Source organism: Escherichia sp. 20412-1 (genome assembly GCF_003027595.1).
Classification (GTDB): Bacteria; Pseudomonadota; Gammaproteobacteria; order Enterobacterales; family Enterobacteriaceae; genus Escherichia; species Escherichia marmotae.
Genome location: NZ_PYQM01000011.1, coordinates 63,310 through 86,831, shown reverse-complemented (window position 1 = coordinate 86,831; position 23,522 = coordinate 63,310). Strand labels below are relative to the sequence as shown.

Below are 23,522 nucleotides of genomic sequence, written 5' to 3'. Positions count from 1 at the left end.
ACGCGGATGCACTGCTGTGTGTACTGTAGAGTCTGGCGGATGTCGACAGGCTCTATTTTTTTATGCGTGCGCAGAAGATAATCACATTCGCAGACTAAAAACGCGATCAGCAGTGGCTGCCTGCCCCCTTTTTTGCATTGTTTGCACCTCTATATAACCATCAGCACTAATATCTCTGTTTCTCTGACTCCTGCAACGATATAAGCCAGTCGCCAAACTGGATACCTACAATTTGTTAGCCTTACTGTCTCCTCTTATATTCTTGGTGGTATGGCTGCTGATATTGCTGGCATGGTATCTTGTCGGTCTACTGATTAGTCCGGGTTTTACCCACGTTTGTCTTGAGAGAGAACGGATGCTGAGATTACTTGAAGAAAAAATTGCCACCCCATTGGGTCCACTATGGGTGATTTGCGATGAACAATTCCGTCTGCGGGCGGTTGAATGGGAAGAGTACAGTGATCGCATGGTGCAATTGCTGGACATCCATTATCGCAAAGAAGGTTATGAGCGAATTTCCGCAACCAATCCCGGCGGTCTTAGCGACAAACTTCGCGACTATTTTGCCGGTAATCTTAGCATTATTGATACCCTTCCTACCGCTACTGGTGGTACTCCATTTCAGCGGGAAGTGTGGAAAACATTGCGCACTATTCCTTGTGGCCAGGTAATGCATTACGGTCAACTGGCAGAACATCTGGGTCGTCCGGGCGCAGCGCGCGCCGTTGGCGCGGCGAACGGTTCAAATCCGATCAGTATTGTCGTACCTTGCCACCGGGTTATTGGACGAAACGGCACGATGACCGGATATGCAGGCGGAGTGCAGCGAAAAGAGTGGTTATTGCGCCATGAAGGCTATCTGCTGCTGTAGACCTTAAACAATTTGTGCCGGTTTGCTCACAGTTTTATGTAAAGCCATCCTTAATAATTTAATAATTTTCAAGTAGATAGATATATATTTACATCTATTATCGGAATTCTCCGCTGTTAAGGTTTGCTTAGACTTACTTGCTCCCTAAAAAGATGTTAAAATTGACAAATATCAATTACGGCTTGAGCAGACCTATGATCCCGGAAAAGCGAATTATACGGCGCATTCAGTCTGGCGGTTGTGCTATCCATTGCCAGGATTGCAGCATCAGTCAGCTTTGCATCCCGTTCACACTAAACGAACATGAGCTTGATCAGCTTGATAATATCATTGAGCGAAAGAAGCCTATTCAGAAAGGCCAGACGCTGTTTAAGGCTGGTGATGAACTTAAATCGCTTTATGCCATCCGCTCCGGTACGATTAAAAGTTATACCATCACAGAGCAAGGCGACGAGCAAATCACTGGCTTCCATTTAGCAGGCGATCTGGTAGGTTTTGACGCTATTGGCAGCGGTCATCACCCTAGCTTCGCCCAGGCGCTGGAAACGTCAATGGTATGTGAAATCCCGTTCGAAACACTGGACGATCTGTCTGGTAAAATGCCGAATCTGCGTCAGCAGATGATGCGTCTGATGAGCGGTGAAATTAAAGGCGATCAGGACATGATTCTGCTGCTGTCGAAGAAAAATGCAGAAGAACGTCTGGCTGCTTTTATCTACAACCTGTCCCGTCGTTTTGCCCAACGCGGCTTCTCCCCTCGTGAATTCCGCCTGACGATGACTCGTGGCGATATCGGCAACTACCTGGGCCTGACGGTAGAAACCATCAGCCGTCTGCTGGGACGCTTCCAAAAAAGCGGCATGCTGGCAGTCAAAGGTAAATACATCACCATCGAAAATAACGATGCGCTGGCCCTGCTTGCTGGTCATACGCGCAACGTCGCCTGATTTTTCCGCATAATCGACTATCCTTCTGTCATATCATTAAATTTTTCTGATTTATTGATCTGGCAGAAGGTTCATCACTGTTTCATTCACCAGATATGGGTTAATCTTTTAATTACAAACTGCATTGACAGTTGTTGTAAGGAGACCCTGTATGGCTATGTATCAGAACATGCTCGTTGTTATCGATCCTAACCAGGACGATCAACCAGCATTACGGCGAGCTGTTTATTTACATCAACGGATTGGTGGCAAAATTAAAGCTTTTTTGCCGATTTATGATTTCTCATACGAAATGACTACCCTGCTCTCCCCGGACGAGCGCACCGCCATGCGTCAGGGTGTTATCAGTCAGCGAACTGCGTGGATACACGAGCAGGCGAAATATTATCTTAACGCTGGCGTCCCCATTGAAATCAAAGTGGTCTGGCATAACCGTCCTTTCGAAGCCATCATTCAGGAAGTGGTCAGCGGTGGGCACGATTTAGTCCTGAAAATGGCACACCAACATGATCGTCTGGAAGCGGTTATCTTTACCCCTACCGACTGGCATCTGTTGCGTAAATGCCCAAGTCCGGTGTGGATGGTGAAAGATCAACCGTGGCCGGAAGGCGGTAAGGCGTTGGTGGCAGTAAATCTCGCCAGCGAAGAGCCGTATCATAATGCGCTCAATGAAAAACTGGTGAAAGAGACGATTGAACTGGCTGCACAGGTGAATCACACCGAAGTCCATCTGGTTGGCGCGTATCCCGTTACTCCTATTAATATTGCTATTGAGCTGCCGGAATTTGATCCAAGCGTTTATAACGACGCTATCCGCGGACAACATTTGCTGGCGATGAAAGCCCTGCGGCAGAAATTCGGTATTAATGAAAACATGACGCACGTCGAAAAAGGTCTGCCGGAAGAAGTGATTCCTGATCTGGCGGAACATTTGCAGGCAGGAATTGTCGTTCTTGGCACCGTAGGACGAACCGGAATTTCCGCGGCATTCCTTGGCAATACGGCGGAACAGGTGATTGATCATCTCCGTTGCGACCTGCTGGTAATCAAACCCGATCAATACCAGACGCCAGTTGAACTGGATGACGAAGAAGAAGACGACGACGATTAATCGTTCTTTAATTACTCACGAGGCCCGATACTTCGGGCCTTTTCTTCTTGCTTATTTCTCATCGCCGCCGAGGAAATAAATTCCCAGCGGGATTGCCAGCAACACGGTAAAAACCAGGCTGTACACGAAAATCATCGAAGATTGAATCACATACATTGATGTCGTCCAGTCAGACAGCGGAATATTATATTGTTCAATAACACCACCAATGGTTGCGCGAGTCACCACCGACGCCGCAATAATAAAAACCGCCAACAAGCCTAAGAGAAACTTTCTTCCCCTCGCTGACTTTAATTTCATCATGATCATAATGTAATCCTTGTGCAAACAAACTCTCTGTTACTTACGCGTAACAATACCATGAGATTTTGTCGTTGTCTGCTCTGAAGGCGTCAGATTGTTGACGTTTATATCATCAATCTATTGATCAATTCGCTGATGTTGCTACTTCCTTCCCTTACTATTGATGATATGAATCATTTGTCGCGGTAAAATAGCCCCGCCAGGGGTTTCCGGCATGACTTCAACCAATCTGGAGGAGCCTGATAAAACAATGATCGCTGAACTGTTTACAAATAATGCGCTTAATCTGGTCATTATTTTCGGTAGCTGCGCAGCATTGATTCTGATGAGCTTTTTGTTTCGTCGTGGGAATCGTAACAAGAAAGGATTCTTATTCCATGCGGTTCAATTTTTGATCTACACCATAATTATTAGTGCTGTTGGCAGCATCATTAATTATGTCATTGAAAATTACAAACTCAAATTTATCACACCAGACGCCGTCGATTTTATTTGTACGTCACTGATTGCGCTTATTCTGACGGTTAAGTTATTCCTTCTGATTAACCAGTTTGAAAAACAACAGATAAAAAAAGGCCGTGATATCACCAGTGCGCGGATTATGTCACGTATCATCAAAATCTGCATAATTGTGGTGATTGTTCTGCTTTACGGTGAACATTTTGGTATGAGCCTTTCCGGGTTGCTGACCTTCGGTGGTATTGGTGGTCTTGCTGTCGGTATGGCCGGTAAAGATATTTTGAGTAACTTCTTTTCCGGGATTATGCTCTATTTCGATCGTCCCTTTAGCATTGGCGATTGGATCCGTTCACCGGACAGAAATATCGAAGGTACGGTGACAGAAATTGGCTGGCGTATCACTAAAATAAACACCTTTGATCACCGTCCTCTGTACGTGCCAAACTCGCTGTTTTCGTCTATCAGCGTAGAAAACCCGGGACGCATGACCAACCGTCGTATTACTACGACCATCGGTTTACGTTATGAAGACGCGGCAAAAGTGGGTGCAGTTGTCGAAGCAGTACGCGAAATGCTGAAAAATCACCCCGACATCGATCAGCGACAAACCTTACTGGTCTATTTCAACCAGTTTGCTGACTCGTCATTAAATATCATGGTTTATTGCTTTACCAAAACCACGGTATGGGCCGAATGGCTGGCAGTCCAACAGGATGTTTATTTGAAGATTATCGATATTGTACAGTCGCATGGCGCAGATTTTGCCTTCCCAAGCCAGACGTTGTATATGGATAATATTACACCGCCGGATCAGATGAAGTAACAACCCGTAGAAACTGGATGGCGATATACATATTTGCCATCCAGTCTTATTTATTTTTTCAATTAACAGCAGCCAGTGCTACATTATTCTCACCCGCTTTAAACTGAACATACTGTTCTTCAGTACCAAAGAAAACTTCCGACTCAGTGCTGTGGCCGATCCCCGGTACATATAGGGAGGATTTAAAAAAAGAAGGGATTTTATCGGGATTGTTAAATCTGGCGCGCTTAACCGCGCCAGATGACATCATATTAATGCTTCACTATATACATAGTCCGACTATACGCCACATCTTCCGGGTTATTAATTGGATAACCTTTCAACCACGGTTTGATTAACCGACCATTAGTATATTGATAAATCGGCGCAATCGGTGCTTGTTCTATCAGGATTTTCTCTGCCGCGTTGTAATCGGCGTTGCGCGCTTTAACGGTATTTTCAGTCGATGCCTGAGCCAGTACCTTGTCGTATGCCGGATTGTTAAAACGTGAAATATTCCCTGAGTGCGTTGATGTTAACAGCGTCAAGAAAGTCGATGGTTCATTATAATCCCCGACCCACGAGGCGCGAATAACATCAAAGTTACCGGTGTTACGACTATCGATATAGGTTTTCCATTCCTGATTTTGTAATTTGACATCTACACCAAGATTCTTTTTCCACATCGACGCGACGGCAATAGCAATTTTCTGGTGATTTTCCGAAGTGTTATACAGCAGTGTAAGTTTCAACGGTTTCTGTGGACCATATCCGGCAGCGCTCAACAATGTTTTCGCCTGGGCATTCAGTTCTTCCTGACTCATTTGCTCAAACGGCGAAGGTTCTGGCGTAAATCCGGCGGTAACATCTGGCGTAAAATGCCATGCCGGCTTTTCACCTGTACCTAATACTTTTTCTGCCATCAGACGACGATCAATCGTCATGCTTAATGCCAGACGGACACGTTGATCTGCCGTTGGCCCTTTTTGCGTGTTAAATGCATAATAATACGTCCCCAACTGCGGCGGCGTATAAACCTGCCCTGGAATATCCTTCAGTAGTTTCTGATACATATTTTTTGGGAAGGATTCAGTGATATCAATATCACCTGCAAGATAGCGCTTGGTCGCGGCGGACTCCTGGTTAATTGGCAGGAAAGTCACTTTCTGCAGCACCGTTTTAGCGTTATCCCAATAATGGGTATTCGGCACCACGACCAGCTTTTCATTTACTACGCGCTCTTTAAGTACATAAGCACCATTGCCGATCAGATTCCCGGGCTTCGTCCACTCTTTACCACTTTCAACGTTGGCTTTTTGCACCGGGAAAAAAGCAAAGTTAGCGGTTAAATTCACAAACCAGGGCAACGGTTTATCAAGCTGAATTTTCAGAGTATGGGCATCAACAGCGGTGACGCCAAGTTGAGCTGGCGTAGCCTTACCATCAATAATTGCCTGGGCGTTGTTGATTCCAGCCAGTGCGGCAAACCAGGCAAACGGAGACAACGTTTTCGGATCCACCAGACGCTGCCAGCTATAGACAAAATCCTGTGCCGTTACCGGTGTACCATCGGCCCATTTGGCGTTATCGCGCAGGGTAAAAGTCCAGATGCGGTTGTCATTACTTTTCCACTGGGTAGCAACGCCAGGCACAATCTCGCCTTTCTCGTTCTGATTCACCAACCCTTCAAACAAATCGCGAATGACCTGAATCTCTGGCAAACCCACGGCTTTCGCGGGATCTAATGATGCAGGCTCATCTTTAATGTGGCGCACCAACTCCTGTTTCTCTGCCAGTACTGTGCCGCCCGGAACATCTGCAGCATACGACAGGGAAATGCTGCTGACTAACAGCGCACAACAAGTGACTGAAACAGAGTGCTTCATAAGATACCCTCAAAACGATGTTAAGATTGATGCGTAATTATTTGTTTCTCCTTGAAGAAATGCAAATAACTTCCGGTAAAAAAGTGATAAAGGATCGATAACATATCGTTGTCGAAAAGGATTTGATAATCCGCAAAATTTGCACAACACTGCCTGTAATACTTCTTATATTCGAGACGATTATGACCGTGACCCGCCCGCGCGCCGAACGGGGCGCTTTTCCGCCAGGAACCGAACATTACGGACGTTCATTATTAGGTGCGCCATTGATCTGGTTTCCGGCGTCTGCAGCCAGCAGCGAAAGTGGGTTGATTCTGGCTGGCACCCACGGCGACGAAAATTCTTCCGTCGTCACCCTCTCCTGCGCATTACGCACATTAACCCCTTCTCTGCGCCGCCATCATGTCGTGCTCTGTGTGAATCCTGACGGTTGCCAGCTTGGTTTACGAGCCAATGCTAATGGTGTGGATTTGAACAGAAACTTTCCTGCAGCGAACTGGAAAGAAGGTGAAACGGTGTACCGCTGGAACAGCGCCGCCGAAAAGCGCGATGTGGTCTTGCTGACCGGAGATAAACCAGGCTCAGAACCTGAAACCCAGGCGTTGTGCCAGCTCATTCATCGTATCCAACCCGCCTGGATAGTCTCTTTTCACGATCCGCTGGCTTGTATTGAAGATCCCAGGCACAGTGAATTAGGTGAATGGCTGGCTCAGGCGTTTGAATTACCGCTGGTGACCAGCGTCGGCTATGAAACGCCCGGCTCCTTCGGCAGTTGGTGTGCTGATCTGAACTTGCACTGTATTACCGCCGAGTTTCCGCCTGTCTCCTCAGATGAAGCCAGCGAAAAGTATCTCTTTGCAATGGCGAATTTACTGCGTTGGCATCCTAAAGATGCAATTCGCCGGTCGTAAACTGTAGCGGCGGCTCCACATCCACCGCCAACCAGGTCGGGCCATCAAGATCAGCAAAACTGACCTGCGGCACCAGCGGTAAAACGGCGCTAATGGCGCGTGAAGTACATAGCATGCAGCCTAACATCAGGCTAAAACCTTGTGCACGCGCTTCGGTCGCCAACGCCAGCGCTTCTGTTAGCCCGCCGGTTTTATCGAGTTTGATGTTAACCATCTCATAGCGCCCTTGCAGCGCCTTCAGGTTACTGCGGGTATGGCAGCTTTCATCAGCACAAATGGGTAACGGATGAATAAAATTCTCCAGCGCCGCATCGTCCTGTGCCGGGAGCGGCTGTTCCAGCATAGCGACGCCTAAATCAGCCAACAACTGACATCGCGCCGCCAACCCTTCCGCGCGCCAGGATTCATTAGCATCAACAATCAACGTCGCATCCGGAACCGCTGCGCGGATCGCCACCATCCGCTCGCTAATAAGATGGTTATCCAGCTTCACTTTCAGCAATTTCGCCCCCGCCTGCCAGAGTGCTGATGCACTGCTGGCCATCTGATCCGGCGTACCAATAACCACTGTCTGCGCCGTGGTAATAGTGTCGGGAAGCGTTATGCCGATAAATTCAGCTAACGTCTGCTGCTGTTTACGCGCACAGAGATCCCACAACGCACAATCCAGCGCATTGCGTGCCGCACCAGCGGGCAAAATTTTTTGCAACTCTTCTCGTGTCAGTCCTTTTTCCAGTTGCGGCACAACACTCATAATTTGCGCCATTACCGAAGCATCACTTTCACCGTAGCGCGGATAGGGAGTACATTCCCCTACGCCTTTAACACCATCCTCTTCCAGTTCAACCACCACCACACGCGCTTCACTACGGCTACCTCGCGCAATCACAAACGGGGAATGTAACGGCCAGGCTTCCTCAAATACCTTTACGGTTCTCATCTTTACTCCTTGTTGCCGCGGTGGTTTGCGGATTAAGCGCAAATAGCGTTTGCTGTGTTATTGACAGTTAGCATAAACTAGATGTGACGTTAACTATATGTAAACAGGAAAGATAATCATGTCACAAATCGTTCATTTCCAGGGCAACCCGGTTACAGTCGCCAATTCCATCCCGCAAGTGGGTAGCAAAGCGCAGACTTTTACTCTCGTGGCAAAAGATCTGTCTGACGTCACCCTCGGTCAGTTTGCGGGTAAACGCAAAGTGCTGAACATTTTCCCGAGTATTGATACCGGTGTTTGCGCCGCATCAGTACGTAAGTTTAACCAACTGGCGACAGAAATCGATAACACCGTTGTACTGTGTATTTCTGCCGATCTGCCATTCGCCCAGTCTCGTTTCTGCGGTGCGGAAGGTCTGAACAATGTAATCACCCTTTCCACTTTCCGTAATAGCGAATTCCTGAAAGCTTACGGTGTTGAGATCGCTGAAGGCCCCTTGAAAGGTCTGGCAGCGCGCGCAGTTGTCGTAATTGATGAAAATGACAATGTGATTTTCAGCCAACTGGTGAATGAAATCACCACCGAGCCGGATTACGACGCAGCTCTGGCTGTACTGAAAGCGTAAGTTATTATGCCTGATGGTATTGCGCCATCAGGCATTTTACGTGTTTACTCTTCGCTCTTCTTCTGACTCAGGCCGTATTCACGCAATTTGTTGGCAATCGCGGTATGGGAAACACCCAGACGTTTTGCCAGTTTGCGCGTGCTGGGGTAATTGCGATAAAGCTGGGTTAATACCGATCGTTCAAATCGGCTGGTGATCTCATCCAGCGAACCTTCCATCGCATCTTCCCCCACAGGGACGGTAGCAGCGTCATAATCTGGCAGCAAAATATCTTGTGGGCGCAGTTCGTAGCCATCCAGTTGCGTTAGTGCACGGTAAATCGCATTTTTCAATTGCCTCACGTTACCCGGCCAACCATAACGTGTCAGCACGGTATTCAGATCGGCAGCCAATTTCGGACGCGGCACTCCCTGCTCGTCGGCAAAGCGCGCGACGAACAATTCGGTTAACGGCATGATATCCTGCGGGCAGTCACGCAACGGCGGCAGATTCAGCGTCAACACGTTCAGGCGATAATAGAGATCTTCCCGAAATACGCCTTTTTGCACCAGCTCAACCAAATTCTTCTGCGTCGCGCAAATCACCCGCACATCAACATGCACTTCATGATCTTCGCCAACCCGACGGAAGGTGCCATCATTGAGGAAACGCAGCAGTTTAGCCTGCATCCGTGGCGACATCTCACCAATCTCATCCAGCAGCACCGAACCGCCGTTCGCTTGCTCAAAGAACCCTTTCTTCCCTTCCGGGGCATGCCCAAACAGTTCGCTCTCAACGGCATCTTCCGGAATAGATGCACAGTTCAGCGCCAGATAAGGTTTACCGGCACGAGGGCTGGCTTGATGACAGGCATAAGCAAAGAGATCTTTACCTGTACCCGTGTCACCCGTGATCAGTAGCGGCGCGCTTAACATCGCCAGTTTTTGCGCCTGCTCGACAACGTGTTTCATTTTCGAGCTAACGGCGACAATCTGGCTAAAGGCGCTGACGTCCTGCGCAGCCACATTTTGCAACTGACGCCCCATACGAATCGTCGAACGCAGCATCACCACCGCACCAGTCAAAACGTGCTGGTCATTTTCATCCTGAAGATAGACCGGCGTTATCTCCATCAAGAAATTCTGCCCGTTGATCACCACATGTTCGTTATGCGAATCCTGCGGGTCACTCTCCAGCCAACGTAAAAAATTAAATCCGTTAATCAATTGCGCAGCGGTATGATTGCGTAAACGCTCAAGTTTCTGACCAAATAGCTGACAACTCGCCGGATTCGCCATGTCCACTTTGCTTTTCATATCGACAGAAAGCACGGGTTCAGGCAATGCCTCAAGCAATGCGCTCAGCGCCAGATGTTCACGCTCGGAAGGCATCCACGACACCGTGCGTACATCGGTAACACCTGCTATACGGCGAATTTCCGCCATCAGGCTGCTGAAACTGTCAAAATCCAGCTCGGCAAAATTAAGGTAAATCCGCCCGATTGGGTCAATCTCAATACCGCGTAAATCGATGCCTCTTAGTACTAGTAGATCGAGTAATTCGCGGGTCAGACCGAGTCGGTCTTCACAAAAGACTTCCAGACGCATGGGAACCTTCACCTGAAAAAAGAACAATTAATATGATGATATGACACTATTCGAGTGGCAGGAAGGTTTCTGTCAACAAACATTGACACAAAGACGAATAAACGGGCACTTCGGCGTAAAGATATCCGATCAGTACCCGATATTGCGTTATTTTTCGTTGGGCGTTTTGCCCTTTTGCAGCGTCTCTTTTACCTGACCGATAAGCTGACGACGGAAATCACCCAGACGGGGTTTGTCATCGTCAATCCACGGCAACGGACGGCAAAGTTCCATAGCTTTAATTCCCAGACGCGCAGTCAGTAGCCCGGCACCAATTCCCTGGGCAGCGCGCGTCGACAAGCGTGCGGCGAGATCCTGCGACATCCAGTCCATCCCCACTTCGCGCACCAGTTCACTGGCCCCGGCGAAAGCGATATTCAGCAGCACCAGTTTAAACAGACGCAAACGGCTGTAATAACCCAGTTCAATGCCATACAGCGTGGCGATGCGATTAATCAACCGCAGATTGCGCCAGGCAATAAACGCCATATCCACCAGCGCCAGCGGACTGACGGCAATCATCAGCGTAGATTCTGCCGCTGAACGGCTGATTTCGCGGCGCGCCTGCGCATCCAGCACCGGCTGAACCAGATGGGCATACAAACTGACGACTTCGCGATCGTTCTGCGTTTCATGGATCGAGGCATACCAGCGTTGCAGCGCCGGATGCGACTGATCGATCCCCGCCTGCTGCGCCAGCTTTTCACAAAAAACTCGCCCTTTTCCAGTACCGTGGCTATGCAGCAAATCTCGCGCTTCATCACGCTCATGAGCACGCTGGCGCAAGCGCCATAACCGCCGCCACTCCGTCACCACAGAGCCAACGCCAGCGCCGATGATCAATGCCCCAGCGGCACAACCGCCCAGCGCCACCCAGTCCTGGGTTTGCCAGGCATTCATCGTCCACTGCACCCCCTGACCAACAACGCTCACGCCAAACAGCGTCAGCCCGCCCATCACCATTTTGCGCCACAGACTGCGTTTCGGGCGTAATGCGGCATCCATCACCGCTTCAACTTGCCCTTCTTCTTCCTGTGCTGCGTCGAGCGTCGCCGGTGCAAAATTTTGCGCCTGACTTTCGTCAAAGGTCTGCTGCGCCCTGAATTTAGGGTTCTGATCGACCTCCAGCGGACCGTCGAAATCAATACGTGGTTTTAACGGTTCGGTCATCGCAATTTATCTCCTATTAAAAATTCCAGCGCGGCATCAAGACGAATATGCGGCAGCGGTTTGTCGACATCCATTACCTGCGGACGAAACGCCTCAAACTGGAAACCTTGCTTATCCCAGAACGCCTGACCGGGCAAACGTGCGGGAACTTCGCCAGGATAAACAGTGAGCGGTGCGCCATCGCTCAATCGATTGCCGCGCAGCGCCGGAATTTTCTCACCGTTAACGTCGATAATGCCGCTGGTAGTCGCCTGAACTGAGGCCAGCCCCAGACAATCCATGCTGATCCCTTCAAACGCCGCATTTTGCCAGGCGTCCTGAATCAGTTGTTGCAGTAATGAAACCATATTGGCGTGCTGATCGATGGTCACATGGTCCGCTTTCGTCGCAGCAAACAGTAATTTGTCGATAACCGGCGAGAACAAGCGCCGGAACAGCGTGCGCTGCCCATAATGAAAACTCTGCATCAGTTGCGTCAGCGCCAGGCGCATATCGTTAAAAGCCTGCGGACCACTGTTGAGCGGTTGCAGGCAATCCACCAGTACAATCTGGCGGTCGAAGCGCAGAAAGTGATTCTTATAGAAACCTTTCACCACTTTCTCGCAGTAATAGTTATACCGCTCACGCAGCATCCCGGCGTTGGTGTGTTTATCGGCCTGTGCCAGTTTGGACTCACCCCAGGCGTCAACATCCGGCCACGGGAAGAACTGCAACGCAGGCGCTCCCGCCATATCGCCAGGCAAGACAAAGCGACCAGGCTGGATAAAGTGCAGTCCCTGCTGCTTGCAATGGTGGAGATAATCGGTCCACGCGGCGGCAATGTCCGCAAGACGGTTTTCGTCGGCAGGCGCTAGCGGGTCCAGCCCTTCGCACATCATCCGCCATTTTGCCGACCACTCGCCACGCTGACCATTAAGCAAGCCCGTCATCTGCCGCGACCAGCTTAAATAATCCTGTGCCAGCATTGGCAAATCGAGTAGCCACTCGCCGGGATAATCAACAATCTCCAGATACAACGTGGAGGTGTCCTTGAAATGACGCAGCAGCGAATCATTCGATTTATAACGCAATGCCAGGCGGATTTCGCTGACGCCGCGCGTTGGCGTCGGCCAGGCCGGAGGATCGCCATATAATTGCGCCAGACCTTCATCATAGGTGAAGCGCGGAATGCCAAAGTCACGCTGGGGAATGCGTTTTACGCCCAGCAGACGATCTTCACGCACCGCACTTAATAGCGGCAAACGTGCTCCGGCATGAATATTGAGCAACTGATTAACCATCGCGGTGATAAACGCTGTTTTCCCACTGCGGCTAAGACCGGTTACGGCCAGTCGCAAGTGCCTGTCGACACCACGATTCACCAGCGCATTAAGTTCATTTTTGAGTCGCTTCATTGCTGTCCTGTGCCAGAAAGCTGTAGAAAGGATGAGATGCTGGAGGTAATAATGTGGGTTAATTTTGATTTATCAAATAAATAAGCGGTGTTATTTACACCGCTCAATGAGTAATTCTTTTAACCTTTGACCTTCGGCATCTCAATATCTTTAAGACCACCGGCGTTTTCAACGTGGGTGTACCCCATTTCGCTGAGGATTTCTTTTGCCTGTCCGGACTGACGCCCTGCGTTGCAATACACTTTAACGGTGTCGTTTTTATCCGGAACGGCGGTGGCAATACGCTCTTTCACTTCCTTCAGGGGAATATTGATGGCTCCCTGAACGTGCTCTTGCTGATACTGTTCTGGAATACGAACATCGATCCAGTGTTCAGCGGCAAAAACAGGCAGTGAAAACGCCAGCGTCAGCGCTAGTAACCCTTTTTTAAACATGTAAGCGTCCTTCTATGGATGAAAATTGCTATCCATTATACGCCTGAGATTTAACAATTTTTGCGAAACTCCCCTCACCTTTTATAGCGCTGTGCCAGTTTATTAGCGGCCCGACTTAACAGCGGTTCCAGCGCCACAGCCAGCAACATTTTCAGCGGCCGACGAGCAACAGATTTTATCGCCCAACCAGCAACGCCCGCCGGGCCATAGCGCAGTGCGGTAAGAAGTACCAGCTTGCCTGCTAATTTGAAACCAGGCTTCACCTTTTGCCCGGCCTGTTGCCAGCGAATATTCATAACTTTCCTCACAGTTGACGGAAACGACTACGTAGCGAGAAAGTGTCGGAAGTGACATAACGTTCCATCTCGCGTAAACGCGTTTCACTGGCCGCCAGTTCACGGCCGACTTCATCCAGCAATTCGCTGCTGGAAGGTTGTTGTTCACCATACGCCATGTTGTTCGGCATCGGGTCAAGGGCAAATGACAAGATGATGTAAGCGACCAGGGTAAACAGCGCCAGGCCGAAGAATATCGACAGCACCACGAGAATACGCACCAGTTTTACGGGCACATCAAAATAATTGGCAATCCCTGCGCAGACACCACGCACCATGCCCTGTTGTGGGATGCGCCATAATTTTTTATTGAGATTAATACCCGCCATTAGCGATCCCTCCAGTTCGGATGTTCAGCATCAAGAATGGACTCCAGCGCCTGAATACGCTCACGCATCCGTTTTGCCTCATCTGCCAGTTGCGCTAATCGCTGCTGTTCACTTTGCGACAATTCACCGCGGCTGGAGCGGTTGCTGTAATGCAGCCATAACCAGATAGGCAAAACAAACAGCACAAAAATGGTTAACGGAATAGCCAGAAATAGCGCGCTCATAAGTACTCCTTAGACGATGAGCGGCGGCGCGTTCAGACGCCGCCTGGGGTGTTATTATTGATTATCTTGCTTCATTTTGGCTTTTAATTGCGCCAGTTGCTCGCTGATTGCGTCATCGGCTTTCAGTTCAGCAAATTGCTCATCCAGCGATCGTTGTTTACCAAAGCTGTGGCTTTCTGCTTCTGCTTCCATCTGGTCGATACGACGTTCGAAAGATTCGAAACGCGCCATCGCTTCATCAAGTTTTCCGCTATCCAACTGACGGCGCACATCGCGCGACGAATTCGCCGCCTGATGACGCAGCATTAATGCCTGCTGGCGAGCGCGGGTTTCGCTCAACTTGTTTTCCAGTTCGCCTATCTCTTTCTTCATGCGCGCTAGCGTATCGTCCACCAACGTCACTTCATGTTCCAGGGACTTAATCAGATCGGTCAGTTTCTGTTTTTCAATTAACGCTACACGCGCCAGATCTTCTCTCTCTTTCAGCAGTGCCAGTTCGGCTTTTTCCTGCCACTCAACTTCACGAGCCGACGCTTGTTCAATCCGGCGAGTCAGTTGTTTCTTTTCCGCCAGCGCACGCGCCGAAGTAGAACGCACTTCAACCAAAGTGTCTTCCATCTCCTGGATCATCAGACGCACCAGTTTCTGCGGGTCTTCCGCCTTCTCTAAAAGGGCGTTGATGTTGGCATTCACGATGTCGGCAAAGCGAGAAAAAATACCCATAATGTTGTCCTCTTGATTTCTTTGTTCAGGATTGTCCTGCTGAACTGTTAATACAATTTGCGTGCCAATTTTTATCTTTTTGATTTATAAAGATCTGATTGAAGATTCAACAGCAACATGCCAGGATGAATTAGCGAATTACACTAACAAGTGGCGAATTTCATCATGGCTGAATACAAAGATAACTTACTCGGTGAAGCGAACAGCTTTCTCGAAGTGCTGGAACAGGTTTCGCATCTCGCGCCGCTGGACAAACCAGTGTTGATTATTGGCGAGCGCGGCACCGGTAAAGAGTTGATCGCCAGCCGCCTGCACTACCTTTCTTCGCGTTGGCAAGGGCCGTTTATTTCTCTTAACTGCGCGGCGTTAAATGAAAATCTGCTGGATTCCGAACTGTTTGGCCATGAAGCTGGCGCGTTTACCGGCGCGCAAAAACGTCATCCGGGACGATTTGAACGCGCAGACGGCGGCACGTTGTTTCTTGATGAACTCGCTACGGCACCGATGATGGTGCAGGAAAAATTGTTGCGCGTGATCGAGTATGGTGAACTGGAACGCGTCGGCGGTAGTCAGCCATTACAGGTCAATGTGCGGCTGGTATGTGCCACGAACGCCGACCTTCCGGCGATGGTCAATGAAGGCACTTTTCGCGCCGACCTGCTCGACCGTCTGGCTTTCGACGTGGTGCAACTGCCGCCGCTGCGTGAGCGTGAAGGCGATATTATGCTGATGGCGGAACACTTTGCCATCCAAATGTGTCGGGAAATCAAACTGCCTCTATTCCCGGGTTTTACGGAACGCGCCAGAGAAACGCTGCTAAATTATCGCTGGCCGGGAAATATTCGTGAATTGAAAAACGTGGTGGAACGTTCGGTGTATCGCCACGGCACCAGCGATTATCCGCTTGATGACATCATTATTGATCCCTTTAAACAGCGTCCACCGGAAGAAGCTATCGCCGTTTCAGAAACGACATCACTTCCGGCGTTGCCAGTGGATTTGCGCGAATTTCAGATGCTGCAGGAAAAAGAGTTACTTCAGCTCAGTTTGCAACAGGGGAAATATAACCAGAAACGCGCGGCTGAATTACTGGGATTAACCTATCATCAGTTCCGCGCATTGTTGAAAAAGCACCAGATTTAGCGGGGTTAGGCAATGTCACTTGCCGGATGCGGCGTAAACGTCCTGTTCGACCAACAAAACCGTTTAAATTCAATATACTGTCTCAGCTAGTGCATGATACTGGTTTCGCCAGACGCAGCCTGGCGCACTGGCGGTGCGCAGCGCCGTTATCTATAAAAAGATGTATGACCCGGATCACGAGTGCTATCATCCGCCCCTATGCTTAACGCATTAACCCCAGGGTAAACCATGAACCACGATATCCCACTGAAATATTTCGATATTGCCGATGAATACGCGAGCGAATGCGCAAAATCTGTCGCAGAATCTGAGCGCACGGCGCTGGCCCACTACTTCCAGTTACTGCTCACCCATTTGATGAACAATGAAGAGATCAGCGAAGAAGCCCAGCATGAAATGGCTGCTGAAGCAGGGATTAATCCCGCGCACATTGATGAGATCGCAGAGTTCTTGAATCAATGGGGTAATGAGTAATCATTTAATAGTGGACGCCCGGCCAGGATTGTAGGCCGTACCGCATCCGGCTAAAAATGAGACACACCTTGTCAGCAATCTGCAGTCAGTCTCACGATCGCGCCTGTCTGCACCTCGCTAAGTTGTTCTGTGAGTTATAGTTATAAAGAAATCACGGGTACGAATGTTGAACAGATGGCGACGCCACCTGTTCAACGACCAACCACACGGCCCTCATTACGACCCCTGAACACAAACGGTAATGGCAAATGTCATTAAATATTAGTAAGATAGCCTCTTTACATAAAATCCCTTAATATTATGCGCCAGGTATTATCGTCTCTTTTGGTGATTGCTGGACTTGTGAGTGGTCAGGCAATCGCCGCGCCTGAACCCACCCCGCACGCTGATATCCGCGACAGCGGTTTTGTCTATTGCGTCAGCGGACAAGTCAACACCTTTAACCCATCCAAAGCGAGCAGTGGGTTAATTGTCGATACCCTTGCCGCCCAGTTTTATGATCGACTGCTGGATGTCGATCCTTATACCTATCGTCTGATGCCGGAACTTGCCGAAAGCTGGGAAGTGCTCGACAACGGCGCGACCTATCGCTTCCACCTGCGCCGCGATGTCCCGTTTCAAAAAACGGCCTGGTTTACTCCCACACGCAAAATGAATGCCGATGATGTGGTGTTTACCTTCCAGCGAATTTTTGACCGCAGCAACCCGTGGCATAACGTCAACGGTAGCAACTTCCCCTATTTCGACAGTCTGCAATTTGCCGACAACGTTAAAAGCGTCCGCAAGCTGGATAATCACACCGTTGAGTTCCGTCTGTCCCAGCCTGACGCCTCCTTTTTATGGCACCTGGCAACCCACTATGCGTCGGTAATGTCTGCCGAATACGCCCAGAAGTTAGAGCAAGAAGATCGCCAGGAGCAACTCGACCGCCAGCCCGTCGGCACCGGACCGTATAAACTGTCGGAAAATCGCACGGGGCAATATATTCGCTTACAACGTCATGATGAATTCTGGCGAGGCAAGCCGTTGATGCCGCAGGTGGTGGTGGATTTAGGCTCTGGCGGCACCGGACGGCTGTCGAAACTCTTGACCGGTGAATGTGACGTTCTGGCCTGGCCCGCTGCAAGTCAGCTATCTATTTTGCGCGATGACCCGCGTTTGCGTTTAACGCTGCGTCCGGGGATGAACGTTGCCTATCTGGCGTTTAACACCGCCAAACCGCCGCTAAATAATCCAGCAGTCCGCCACGCGCTGGCGTTGTCGATCAATAACCAGCGCCTGATGCAATCTATCTATTACGGTACGGCTGAAACTGCGGCCTCAATTTTACCGCGCGCCTCGTGGGCTTATGACAACGAGGCTAAAATTACCGAATACAATCCAGCGAAATCACGCGAACAGTTGAAGGCGTTGGGGCTGGAAAACTTAACGCTGAAACTGTGGGTGCCGACGCGCTCACAGGCGTGGAACCCCAGCCCGCTGAAGACCGCCGAACTCATTCAGGCGGATATGGCGCAGGTCGGCGTGAAAGTGGTGATTGTACCGGTAGAAGGTCGTTTTCAGGAGGCGCGATTGATGGATATGAGCCATGATCTGACGTTATCCGGTTGGGCGACGGACAGTAATGATCCGGACAGTTTCTTCCGTCCGTTACTAAGCTGTGCGGCCATTCACTCCCAGACCAACCTTGCCCACTGGTGCGATCCGAAATTTGACAGCGTATTGCGTAAGGCGCTCTCCTCGCAGCAACTGGCTGCGCGTATTGAAGCCTATGACGAAGCGCAAAGTATTCTGGCGCAGGAGTTGCCCATTCTGCCGCTGGCCTCGTCACTGCGCTTGCAGGCCTACCGTTACGATATCAAAGGGCTGGTTCTTAGCCCGTTTGGTAACGCCTCCTTCGCAGGGGTGTACCGCGAAAAGCAAAATGAGGTGAAAAAACCATGATTATCTTCACCTTACGCCGCATTTTGTTATTGATCGTGACCTTGTTCCTGCTGACCTTTGTTGGCTTCAGTTTGAGCTATTTCACGCCACATGCGCCGTTACAAGGCGCGTCGCTGTGGAATGCATGGGTGTTCTGGTTTAACGGCCTGATCCACTGGGATTTTGGCGTTTCCAGCATTAACGGTCAGCCGATTGCCGAGCAGTTAAAAGAGGTCTTCCCGGCGACGATGGAGCTGTGCATTCTCGCCTTCGGTTTTGCGCTGATTGTTGGGATCCCCGTGGGGATGATTGCCGGAATTACACGCCATAAGTGGCAGGATAATTTGATCAACGCCATCGCGTTATTGGGCTTTTCAATCCCTGTTTTCTGGCTGGCACTTCTGTTGACGCTGTTTTGTTCGCTTACATTAGGCTGGCTGCCCGTTTCAGGGCGTTTCGATCTGCTCTACGAAGTGAAACCGATTACCGGTTTTGCGTTGATTGATGCCTGGCTTTCGGACTCACCGTGGCGGGATGAAATGATCATGAGCGCAATGCGTCATATGGTATTGCCAGTCATCACCCTGTCGGTTGCACCGACTACCGAAGTGATCCGTCTGATGCGTATCAGCACCATCGAAGTGTATGACCAGAACTATGTGAAAGCAGCGGCAACCCGCGGTTTGTCGCGCTTTACTATTTTGCGTCGCCACGTGTTACATAACGCGTTACCTCCTGTCATCCCTCGCCTGGGATTACAGTTCTCCACCATGCTGACACTGGCGATGATCACCGAAATGGTCTTTAGCTGGCCTGGACTTGGCCGCTGGTTAATTAACGCCATCCGCCAGCAGGATTACGCAGCCATTTCCGCCGGAGTGATGGTCTGCGGTTCACTGGTCATTATTGTTAACGTGATTTCTGATATTTTGGGTGCCATGGCTAACCCTCTGAAACATAAGGAATGGTATGCCTTACGATAGCGTATACAGCGAGAAGCGCCCGCCCGGCACGCTGCGTACCGCCTGGCGCAAATTCTATGGTGATGCCGCTGCAATGGTCGGCCTGTACGGCTGCGCGGGGCTGGCTGTGTTGTGTATTTTTGGCGGCTGGTTTGCGCCTTACGACATCGACCAGCAATTTCTCGGTTATCAATTGTTGCCGCCGTCATGGTCGCGCTACGGAGAAGTCTCTTTTTTCCTCGGCACCGATGACCTTGGTCGCGATGTTTTAAGCCGTTTACTGAGCGGTGCTGCGCCTACCGTCGGCGGCGCATTTGTGGTGACGCTTGCCGCGACAATCTGTGGTCTTGTGCTCGGCACCTTCGCCGGTGCTACGCATGGTTTACGGTCAGCGGTGCTTAACCATATTCTGGATACTTTACTGGCGATCCCGTCCCTGCTGCTGGCGATTATCGTCGTCGCGTTTGCCGGGCCGAGTTTGTCGCACGCAATGTTTGCCGTCTGGCTGGCGTTACTGCCGCGTATGGTGCGTTCGGTCTACAGCATGGTGCATGATGAGCTGGAAAAAGAGTACGTTATTGCTGCCCGTCTGGATGGCGCAACGACGCTGAATATTCTCTGGTTTGCCGTGTTGCCGAACATTACCGCCGGACTGGTCACAGAGATCACCCGCGCACTGTCGATGGCAATTCTTGATATCGCCGCGCTGGGCTTTCTCGATCTCGGCGCGCAACTCCCCTCGCCTGAATGGGGAGCGATGCTTGGCGATGCACTGGAGCTGATTTATGTCGCCCCGTGGACCGTGATGCTGCCTGGAGCGGCAATTATGATCAGCGTGTTGTTGGTTAACCTCCTTGGCGATGGTGTACGTCGTGCGATTATTGCGGGGGTGGAATAATGCCGTTACTGGATATTCGTAACCTGACCATTGAATTTAAAACCGGTGATGAGTGGGTTAAAGCCGTTGACCGCGTGAGTATGACCTTAACCGAAGGTGAAATCCGTGGCCTTGTTGGCGAGTCTGGCTCCGGCAAAAGTTTGATTGCGAAAGCGATTTGTGGCGTTAATAAAGATAACTGGCGTGTTACCGCTGACCGTATGCGTTTTGATGATATCGATCTGTTGCGTCTCTCCGCGCGCGAACGGCGCAAGCTGGTTGGGCACAATGTATCGATGATCTTTCAGGAACCGCAATCGTGTCTCGACCCTTCTGAACGTGTGGGTCGTCAGTTGATGCAAAATATCCCGGCCTGGACCTACAAAGGGCGTTGGTGGCAGCGTTTTGGCTGGCGCAAACGCCGTGCCATTGAGCTGCTGCACCGTGTGGGGATTAAAGATCACAAAGATGCGATGCGCAGCTTTCCGTATGAGTTAACCGAAGGTGAATGCCAGAAAGTGATGATTGCCATCGCGCTGGCAAATCAACCACGTCTGCTGATAGCTGACGAACCGACAAACTCGATGGAGCCAACCACCCAGGCGCAAATTTTTCGCCTGCTGACGCGTCTGAATCAGAACAGTAACACCACCATTTTGCTTATCAGCCATGACTTACAAATGCTTAGCCAATGGGCGGATAAAATTAACGTGCTTTACTGTGGCCAAACGGTGGAATCCGCGCCAAGTAAGGAGCTGGTGACGATGCCGCATCATCCTTATACCCAGGCGTTGATCCGCGCGATACCGGACTTCGGCAGCGCGATGCCGCATAAAAGTCGCCTCAATACGCTGCCCGGTGCCATCCCTCTGCTGGAACAATTACCGATTGGCTGTCGTCTGGGACCACGTTGCCCGTATGCACAACGAGAATGTATTGTGACGCCGCGTTTGACGGGGGCGAAAAATCATCTCTATGCCTGTCATTTCCCGCTGAACATGGAGAAAGAGTGAGATGATAGAAACCCTGCTCGAAGTGCGTAATTTAAGCAAAACGTTCCGCTACCGAACCGGCTGGTTTCGTCGTCAGACCGTAGAAGCCGTAAAACCCTTGAGCTTTACGCTGCGTGAACGCCAGACGCTGGCGATTATTGGCGAGAACGGTTCCGGAAAATCGACGCTGGCGAAAATGCTGGCGGGAATGATTGAGCCAACCAGCGGTGAGTTATTGATTGACGATCATCCGCTGCATTTTGGCGATTACTCTTTCCGCAGCCAGCGGATTCGCATGATCTTTCAGGACCCGTCGACCTCGTTGAATCCACGTCAGCGTATCTCGCAGATCCTGGATTTTCCGCTGCGCCTGAACACTGACCTCGAGCCTGAGCAGCGGCGCAAACAGATTATTGAAACGATGCGAATGGTCGGACTGCTGCCGGATCACGTCAGTTACTATCCGCATATGTTGGCACCAGGGCAAAAACAGCGTCTGGGTCTGGCTCGCGCACTAATATTGCGCCCTAAAGTCATTATCGCGGATGAAGCTCTCGCCTCGCTGGATATGTCGATGCGTTCGCAGTTGATTAACCTGATGCTGGAGTTACAAGAAAAACAGGGCATTTCTTATATTTATGTTACCCAACACATCGGGATGATGAAGCATATCAGCGACCAGGTTCTGGTCATGCATCAGGGCGAAGTGGTCGAGCGCGGCAGTACGGCTGACGTGCTGGCATCGCCGCTACATGAACTCACCAAGCGGCTCATTTCCGGGCACTTTGGCGAAGCGTTGACGGCAGATGCGTGGCGCAAAGATCGTTAATCTTCGGCGCCTCATTCTGACAGGGGAAAATCCCCGTCAGAATGAGGCATTCATTAATCCATTACTTCTGACTGTCGATTCTGGTGAGAGCAACCAGCAATGCCAGCGTGTAACACACCGTAATCGCCAGGCTCATTTTTAACAGAGTTTCCCCACCTACTCCCGATAACGGCGCAGCTATACCGCCAAAGACAAACATACTCATCCCCATCAGCGCAGATGCCGTTCCTGATTCTTGCGTCCCTACAGCACTCATTGCCTCAGCCCCACCAACAGTGCCTATGCCGCTACAAAATGCGATGGTGAAAAATAATGCCACCAGTGCCGGAATGGGTAACTGCAACCATGCACATAAGACAGTGAGCAATGCACACAGAATCGCCGCTACCAGGCCGCCTCTCAACAATTTCATCGGGTTAAGTCGTCGGGCCAGTCGTGAGAAGATCCATGAAGCGATGATAAGCCCGATGCCGTTAAGGCCAAACACCAGGCTGAATTGCATTGGGCTAAAGCCAAATTCTTTCTGTAATACGAAAGACGAAGAACCGATGTACGCAAACAAGCCAGCCAGCATAAAACTTTGAATCAGGCAAAAACGCATGAAACGGCGGTTCTGCACCACACTTCGTCCGGTTAATAGTAATGATGAGCCCCTTTTATTTTCTGGCAATGTCTCATGGATAAATAACAGACAGCCCAGCAACAGTACGGTGCTAATTTCAGCCATTACCCAGAATAAAGTGCGCCAGTCAAAGGTGCTGACAATGTAACCTCCCAGCACTGGCGACAATACCGGAGCCAGGCCATTCACCGTCATTAACAGTGCAAAGAACTGGGTCAGCGTTACCCCCTGATATTTGTCACGAGCAATAGAACGAGAGAGCACCGAACCACCTGCCCCCGCGATCCCCTGAATAAAACGCCAGACCACCAGCCAGTAAATATTGTTAGTTGTCGCGCACAAAATGGAGGAGACAATAAACAATAGTAACGACAAGATTAACGGGCGTTTACGTCCTATTTTGTCGCTCAGAGGGCCAAATAACAGTTGCCCTACGCCAAGACCGATTAGTGACGCGGTCAACGTCAATTGCGTTATGGTCGTGGTTGTCGCCAGTTGCTCCGACATCTCAGGTAATGCGGGCAAATAAAGGTCAGTACACATCGGGCCGATACCGGCTAAAAGACCAAGAATCAATGCCCATAAAAGAGAGACTCTAGCCATACTATTCC

At 50.3% G+C, this 23,522-nt stretch carries 26 protein-coding genes and 1 pseudogene; 14 read left to right on the top strand and 13 right to left on the bottom strand.

The window, feature by feature from the left end:
• Positions 1 to 190: 190 nt before the first annotated feature.
• The 4 genes and pseudogenes from C7B16_RS25795 to uspE form a co-directional block, all read left to right on the top strand.
• Positions 191 to 345 (top strand): annotated as a pseudogene (locus C7B16_RS25795) (p-aminobenzoyl-glutamate transporter); the annotation flags it as partial.
• 10 nt (positions 346 to 355) lie between these two features.
• On the top strand, positions 356 to 871 hold the full coding sequence (gene ogt / locus C7B16_RS10325) for a methylated-DNA--[protein]-cysteine S-methyltransferase (protein ID WP_001516468.1): 516 nt from the start codon (positions 356 to 358) through the stop codon (positions 869 to 871).
• Positions 872 to 1,065: 194 nt separating this feature from the next.
• Positions 1,066 to 1,818 (top strand): fumarate/nitrate reduction transcriptional regulator Fnr, encoded by a 753-nt coding sequence (fnr, locus tag C7B16_RS10320; RefSeq protein ID WP_000611910.1) that lies wholly within the window; start codon positions 1,066 to 1,068, stop codon positions 1,816 to 1,818.
• A 151-nt stretch (positions 1,819 to 1,969) separates the two neighbouring features.
• Complete coding sequence (uspE, locus tag C7B16_RS10315; protein WP_001516469.1) at positions 1,970 to 2,929, top strand: universal stress protein UspE; 960 nt, start codon at positions 1,970 to 1,972, stop codon at positions 2,927 to 2,929.
• A gap of 51 nt (positions 2,930 to 2,980) precedes the next feature.
• Here uspE and C7B16_RS10310 read toward each other — a convergent pair whose 3' ends face one another.
• Positions 2,981 to 3,238 (bottom strand): DUF2534 family protein, encoded by a 258-nt coding sequence (locus C7B16_RS10310; RefSeq protein WP_000605648.1) that lies wholly within the window; start codon positions 3,236 to 3,238, stop codon positions 2,981 to 2,983.
• 244 nt (positions 3,239 to 3,482) lie between these two features.
• Between C7B16_RS10310 and ynaI the strand changes: the two genes are divergently transcribed.
• The gene (gene ynaI, locus C7B16_RS10305) at positions 3,483 to 4,514 is read left to right on the top strand and encodes a low conductance mechanosensitive channel YnaI (RefSeq protein ID WP_107179653.1); all 1,032 of its coding nucleotides are present in this window, start codon (positions 3,483 to 3,485) and stop codon (positions 4,512 to 4,514) included.
• 58 nt (positions 4,515 to 4,572) lie between these two features.
• Here ynaI and C7B16_RS10300 read toward each other — a convergent pair whose 3' ends face one another.
• Positions 4,573 to 4,764 (bottom strand): hypothetical protein, encoded by a 192-nt coding sequence (locus tag C7B16_RS10300; RefSeq protein ID WP_107179631.1) that lies wholly within the window; start codon positions 4,762 to 4,764, stop codon positions 4,573 to 4,575.
• A 1-nt stretch (position 4,765) separates the two neighbouring features.
• Positions 4,766 to 6,379 (bottom strand): murein tripeptide ABC transporter substrate-binding protein MppA, encoded by a 1,614-nt coding sequence (mppA, locus tag C7B16_RS10295; RefSeq protein WP_016262045.1) that lies wholly within the window; start codon positions 6,377 to 6,379, stop codon positions 4,766 to 4,768.
• Positions 6,380 to 6,561: 182 nt separating this feature from the next.
• Here mppA and mpaA point away from each other — a divergent pair, with 182 nt between their 5' ends.
• Positions 6,562 to 7,290, top strand: a complete 729-nt coding sequence (gene mpaA / locus C7B16_RS10290) for a murein tripeptide amidase MpaA (protein WP_001516472.1) — start codon at positions 6,562 to 6,564, stop codon at positions 7,288 to 7,290.
• Here mpaA and ycjG read toward each other — a convergent pair.
• On the bottom strand, positions 7,265 to 8,230 hold the full coding sequence (ycjG, locus tag C7B16_RS10285; RefSeq protein ID WP_001516473.1) for an L-Ala-D/L-Glu epimerase: 966 nt from the start codon (positions 8,228 to 8,230) through the stop codon (positions 7,265 to 7,267). The two genes, mpaA and ycjG, sit on opposite strands and share 26 nt — an antisense overlap.
• Before the next feature lie 118 nt (positions 8,231 to 8,348).
• Here ycjG and tpx point away from each other — a divergent pair, with 118 nt between their 5' ends.
• Positions 8,349 to 8,855, top strand: a complete 507-nt coding sequence (gene tpx, locus C7B16_RS10280) for a thiol peroxidase (protein WP_000078458.1) — start codon at positions 8,349 to 8,351, stop codon at positions 8,853 to 8,855.
• 44 nt (positions 8,856 to 8,899) lie between these two features.
• Here tpx and tyrR read toward each other — a convergent pair whose 3' ends face one another.
• The 8 genes from tyrR to pspA form a co-directional block, all read right to left on the bottom strand.
• Positions 8,900 to 10,441, bottom strand: coding sequence for a transcriptional regulator TyrR (gene tyrR / locus C7B16_RS10275; RefSeq protein WP_001516475.1), 1,542 nt, complete (start codon positions 10,439 to 10,441; stop codon positions 8,900 to 8,902).
• Between the two features lie 147 nt (positions 10,442 to 10,588).
• The gene (locus C7B16_RS10270; RefSeq protein ID WP_107179630.1) at positions 10,589 to 11,650 is read right to left on the bottom strand and encodes a YcjF family protein; all 1,062 of its coding nucleotides are present in this window, start codon (positions 11,648 to 11,650) and stop codon (positions 10,589 to 10,591) included.
• Complete coding sequence (locus tag C7B16_RS10265; protein WP_016248745.1) at positions 11,647 to 13,044, bottom strand: YcjX family protein; 1,398 nt, start codon at positions 13,042 to 13,044, stop codon at positions 11,647 to 11,649. Before C7B16_RS10265 ends, C7B16_RS10270 begins: the two co-directional genes overlap by 4 nt.
• A 119-nt stretch (positions 13,045 to 13,163) precedes the next feature.
• Positions 13,164 to 13,478 (bottom strand): thiosulfate sulfurtransferase PspE, encoded by a 315-nt coding sequence (gene pspE, locus C7B16_RS10260; protein WP_000473116.1) that lies wholly within the window; start codon positions 13,476 to 13,478, stop codon positions 13,164 to 13,166.
• A gap of 74 nt (positions 13,479 to 13,552) precedes the next feature.
• Entirely contained in the window at positions 13,553 to 13,774 is a 222-nt protein-coding gene (gene pspD / locus C7B16_RS10255; protein WP_001469239.1) for a phage shock protein PspD, read from the bottom strand.
• A gap of 8 nt (positions 13,775 to 13,782) precedes the next feature.
• Positions 13,783 to 14,142, bottom strand: coding sequence for an envelope stress response membrane protein PspC (gene pspC / locus C7B16_RS10250; RefSeq protein WP_107179629.1), 360 nt, complete (start codon positions 14,140 to 14,142; stop codon positions 13,783 to 13,785).
• Positions 14,142 to 14,366, bottom strand: coding sequence for an envelope stress response membrane protein PspB (gene pspB / locus C7B16_RS10245; protein WP_001274965.1), 225 nt, complete (start codon positions 14,364 to 14,366; stop codon positions 14,142 to 14,144). The genes pspC and pspB overlap by 1 nt, the downstream gene beginning before the upstream one ends.
• Before the next feature lie 54 nt (positions 14,367 to 14,420).
• Positions 14,421 to 15,089 carry a phage shock protein PspA gene (gene pspA / locus C7B16_RS10240; RefSeq protein WP_107179628.1) on the bottom strand — a complete coding sequence of 223 codons (669 nt, stop codon included), beginning with the start codon at positions 15,087 to 15,089 and terminating at the stop codon, positions 14,421 to 14,423.
• Between the two features lie 165 nt (positions 15,090 to 15,254).
• Here pspA and pspF point away from each other — a divergent pair, with 165 nt between their 5' ends.
• The 7 genes from pspF to sapF all read left to right on the top strand — a co-directional run bounded on the left by pspF (position 15,255) and on the right by sapF (position 22,289).
• Positions 15,255 to 16,232, top strand: a complete 978-nt coding sequence (pspF, locus tag C7B16_RS10235) for a phage shock protein operon transcriptional activator (RefSeq protein ID WP_001516479.1) — start codon at positions 15,255 to 15,257, stop codon at positions 16,230 to 16,232.
• Positions 16,233 to 16,460: 228 nt separating this feature from the next.
• On the top strand, positions 16,461 to 16,706 hold the full coding sequence (locus C7B16_RS10230; protein WP_107179627.1) for a YmjA family protein: 246 nt from the start codon (positions 16,461 to 16,463) through the stop codon (positions 16,704 to 16,706).
• Between the two features lie 300 nt (positions 16,707 to 17,006).
• Complete coding sequence (sapA, locus tag C7B16_RS10220) at positions 17,007 to 18,650, top strand: ABC transporter substrate-binding protein SapA (protein ID WP_107179626.1); 1,644 nt, start codon at positions 17,007 to 17,009, stop codon at positions 18,648 to 18,650.
• Positions 18,647 to 19,612, top strand: coding sequence for a putrescine export ABC transporter permease SapB (sapB, locus tag C7B16_RS10215; RefSeq protein WP_000583280.1), 966 nt, complete (start codon positions 18,647 to 18,649; stop codon positions 19,610 to 19,612). Before sapA ends, sapB begins: the two co-directional genes overlap by 4 nt.
• Positions 19,599 to 20,489, top strand: coding sequence for a peptide ABC transporter permease SapC (sapC, locus tag C7B16_RS10210; RefSeq protein ID WP_001146144.1), 891 nt, complete (start codon positions 19,599 to 19,601; stop codon positions 20,487 to 20,489). Before sapB ends, sapC begins: the two co-directional genes overlap by 14 nt.
• Positions 20,489 to 21,481 carry a peptide ABC transporter ATP-binding protein SapD gene (gene sapD, locus C7B16_RS10205; protein WP_001128856.1) on the top strand — a complete coding sequence of 331 codons (993 nt, stop codon included), beginning with the start codon at positions 20,489 to 20,491 and terminating at the stop codon, positions 21,479 to 21,481. Before sapC ends, sapD begins: the two co-directional genes overlap by 1 nt.
• 1 nt (position 21,482) lies before the next feature.
• The gene (gene sapF / locus C7B16_RS10200) at positions 21,483 to 22,289 is read left to right on the top strand and encodes a peptide ABC transporter ATP-binding protein SapF (protein WP_000573415.1); all 807 of its coding nucleotides are present in this window, start codon (positions 21,483 to 21,485) and stop codon (positions 22,287 to 22,289) included.
• A 61-nt stretch (positions 22,290 to 22,350) separates the two neighbouring features.
• Here sapF and C7B16_RS10195 read toward each other — a convergent pair whose 3' ends face one another.
• The gene (locus tag C7B16_RS10195) at positions 22,351 to 23,514 is read right to left on the bottom strand and encodes a multidrug effflux MFS transporter (RefSeq protein ID WP_107179625.1); all 1,164 of its coding nucleotides are present in this window, start codon (positions 23,512 to 23,514) and stop codon (positions 22,351 to 22,353) included.
• Positions 23,515 to 23,522 lie beyond the last annotated feature (8 nt).

What these genes read in the sequence shown, in the direction of transcription:
- ogt (WP_001516468.1), top strand. Translation starts at nt 356, where the DNA reads ATGCTGAGATTACTTGAAGAAAAAATTGCCACCCCATTGGGTCCACTA.
- fnr (WP_000611910.1), top strand. Translation starts at nt 1,066, where the DNA reads ATGATCCCGGAAAAGCGAATTATACGGCGCATTCAGTCTGGCGGTTGT.
- uspE (WP_001516469.1), top strand. Translation starts at nt 1,970, where the DNA reads ATGGCTATGTATCAGAACATGCTCGTTGTTATCGATCCTAACCAGGAC.
- C7B16_RS10310 (WP_000605648.1), bottom strand. Translation starts at nt 3,238, where the DNA reads ATGATCATGATGAAATTAAAGTCAGCGAGGGGAAGAAAGTTTCTCTTA.
- ynaI (WP_107179653.1), top strand. Translation starts at nt 3,483, where the DNA reads ATGATCGCTGAACTGTTTACAAATAATGCGCTTAATCTGGTCATTATT.
- C7B16_RS10300 (WP_107179631.1), bottom strand. Translation starts at nt 4,764, where the DNA reads ATGATGTCATCTGGCGCGGTTAAGCGCGCCAGATTTAACAATCCCGAT.
- mppA (WP_016262045.1), bottom strand. Translation starts at nt 6,379, where the DNA reads ATGAAGCACTCTGTTTCAGTCACTTGTTGTGCGCTGTTAGTCAGCAGC.
- mpaA (WP_001516472.1), top strand. Translation starts at nt 6,562, where the DNA reads ATGACCGTGACCCGCCCGCGCGCCGAACGGGGCGCTTTTCCGCCAGGA.
- ycjG (WP_001516473.1), bottom strand. Translation starts at nt 8,230, where the DNA reads ATGAGAACCGTAAAGGTATTTGAGGAAGCCTGGCCGTTACATTCCCCG.
- tpx (WP_000078458.1), top strand. Translation starts at nt 8,349, where the DNA reads ATGTCACAAATCGTTCATTTCCAGGGCAACCCGGTTACAGTCGCCAAT.
- tyrR (WP_001516475.1), bottom strand. Translation starts at nt 10,441, where the DNA reads ATGCGTCTGGAAGTCTTTTGTGAAGACCGACTCGGTCTGACCCGCGAA.
- C7B16_RS10270 (WP_107179630.1), bottom strand. Translation starts at nt 11,650, where the DNA reads ATGACCGAACCGTTAAAACCACGTATTGATTTCGACGGTCCGCTGGAG.
- C7B16_RS10265 (WP_016248745.1), bottom strand. Translation starts at nt 13,044, where the DNA reads ATGAAGCGACTCAAAAATGAACTTAATGCGCTGGTGAATCGTGGTGTC.
- pspE (WP_000473116.1), bottom strand. Translation starts at nt 13,478, where the DNA reads ATGTTTAAAAAAGGGTTACTAGCGCTGACGCTGGCGTTTTCACTGCCT.
- pspD (WP_001469239.1), bottom strand. Translation starts at nt 13,774, where the DNA reads ATGAATATTCGCTGGCAACAGGCCGGGCAAAAGGTGAAGCCTGGTTTC.
- pspC (WP_107179629.1), bottom strand. Translation starts at nt 14,142, where the DNA reads ATGGCGGGTATTAATCTCAATAAAAAATTATGGCGCATCCCACAACAG.
- pspB (WP_001274965.1), bottom strand. Translation starts at nt 14,366, where the DNA reads ATGAGCGCGCTATTTCTGGCTATTCCGTTAACCATTTTTGTGCTGTTT.
- pspA (WP_107179628.1), bottom strand. Translation starts at nt 15,089, where the DNA reads ATGGGTATTTTTTCTCGCTTTGCCGACATCGTGAATGCCAACATCAAC.
- pspF (WP_001516479.1), top strand. Translation starts at nt 15,255, where the DNA reads ATGGCTGAATACAAAGATAACTTACTCGGTGAAGCGAACAGCTTTCTC.
- C7B16_RS10230 (WP_107179627.1), top strand. Translation starts at nt 16,461, where the DNA reads ATGAACCACGATATCCCACTGAAATATTTCGATATTGCCGATGAATAC.
- sapA (WP_107179626.1), top strand. Translation starts at nt 17,007, where the DNA reads ATGCGCCAGGTATTATCGTCTCTTTTGGTGATTGCTGGACTTGTGAGT.
- sapB (WP_000583280.1), top strand. Translation starts at nt 18,647, where the DNA reads ATGATTATCTTCACCTTACGCCGCATTTTGTTATTGATCGTGACCTTG.
- sapC (WP_001146144.1), top strand. Translation starts at nt 19,599, where the DNA reads ATGCCTTACGATAGCGTATACAGCGAGAAGCGCCCGCCCGGCACGCTG.
- sapD (WP_001128856.1), top strand. Translation starts at nt 20,489, where the DNA reads ATGCCGTTACTGGATATTCGTAACCTGACCATTGAATTTAAAACCGGT.
- sapF (WP_000573415.1), top strand. Translation starts at nt 21,483, where the DNA reads ATGATAGAAACCCTGCTCGAAGTGCGTAATTTAAGCAAAACGTTCCGC.
- C7B16_RS10195 (WP_107179625.1), bottom strand. Translation starts at nt 23,514, where the DNA reads ATGGCTAGAGTCTCTCTTTTATGGGCATTGATTCTTGGTCTTTTAGCC.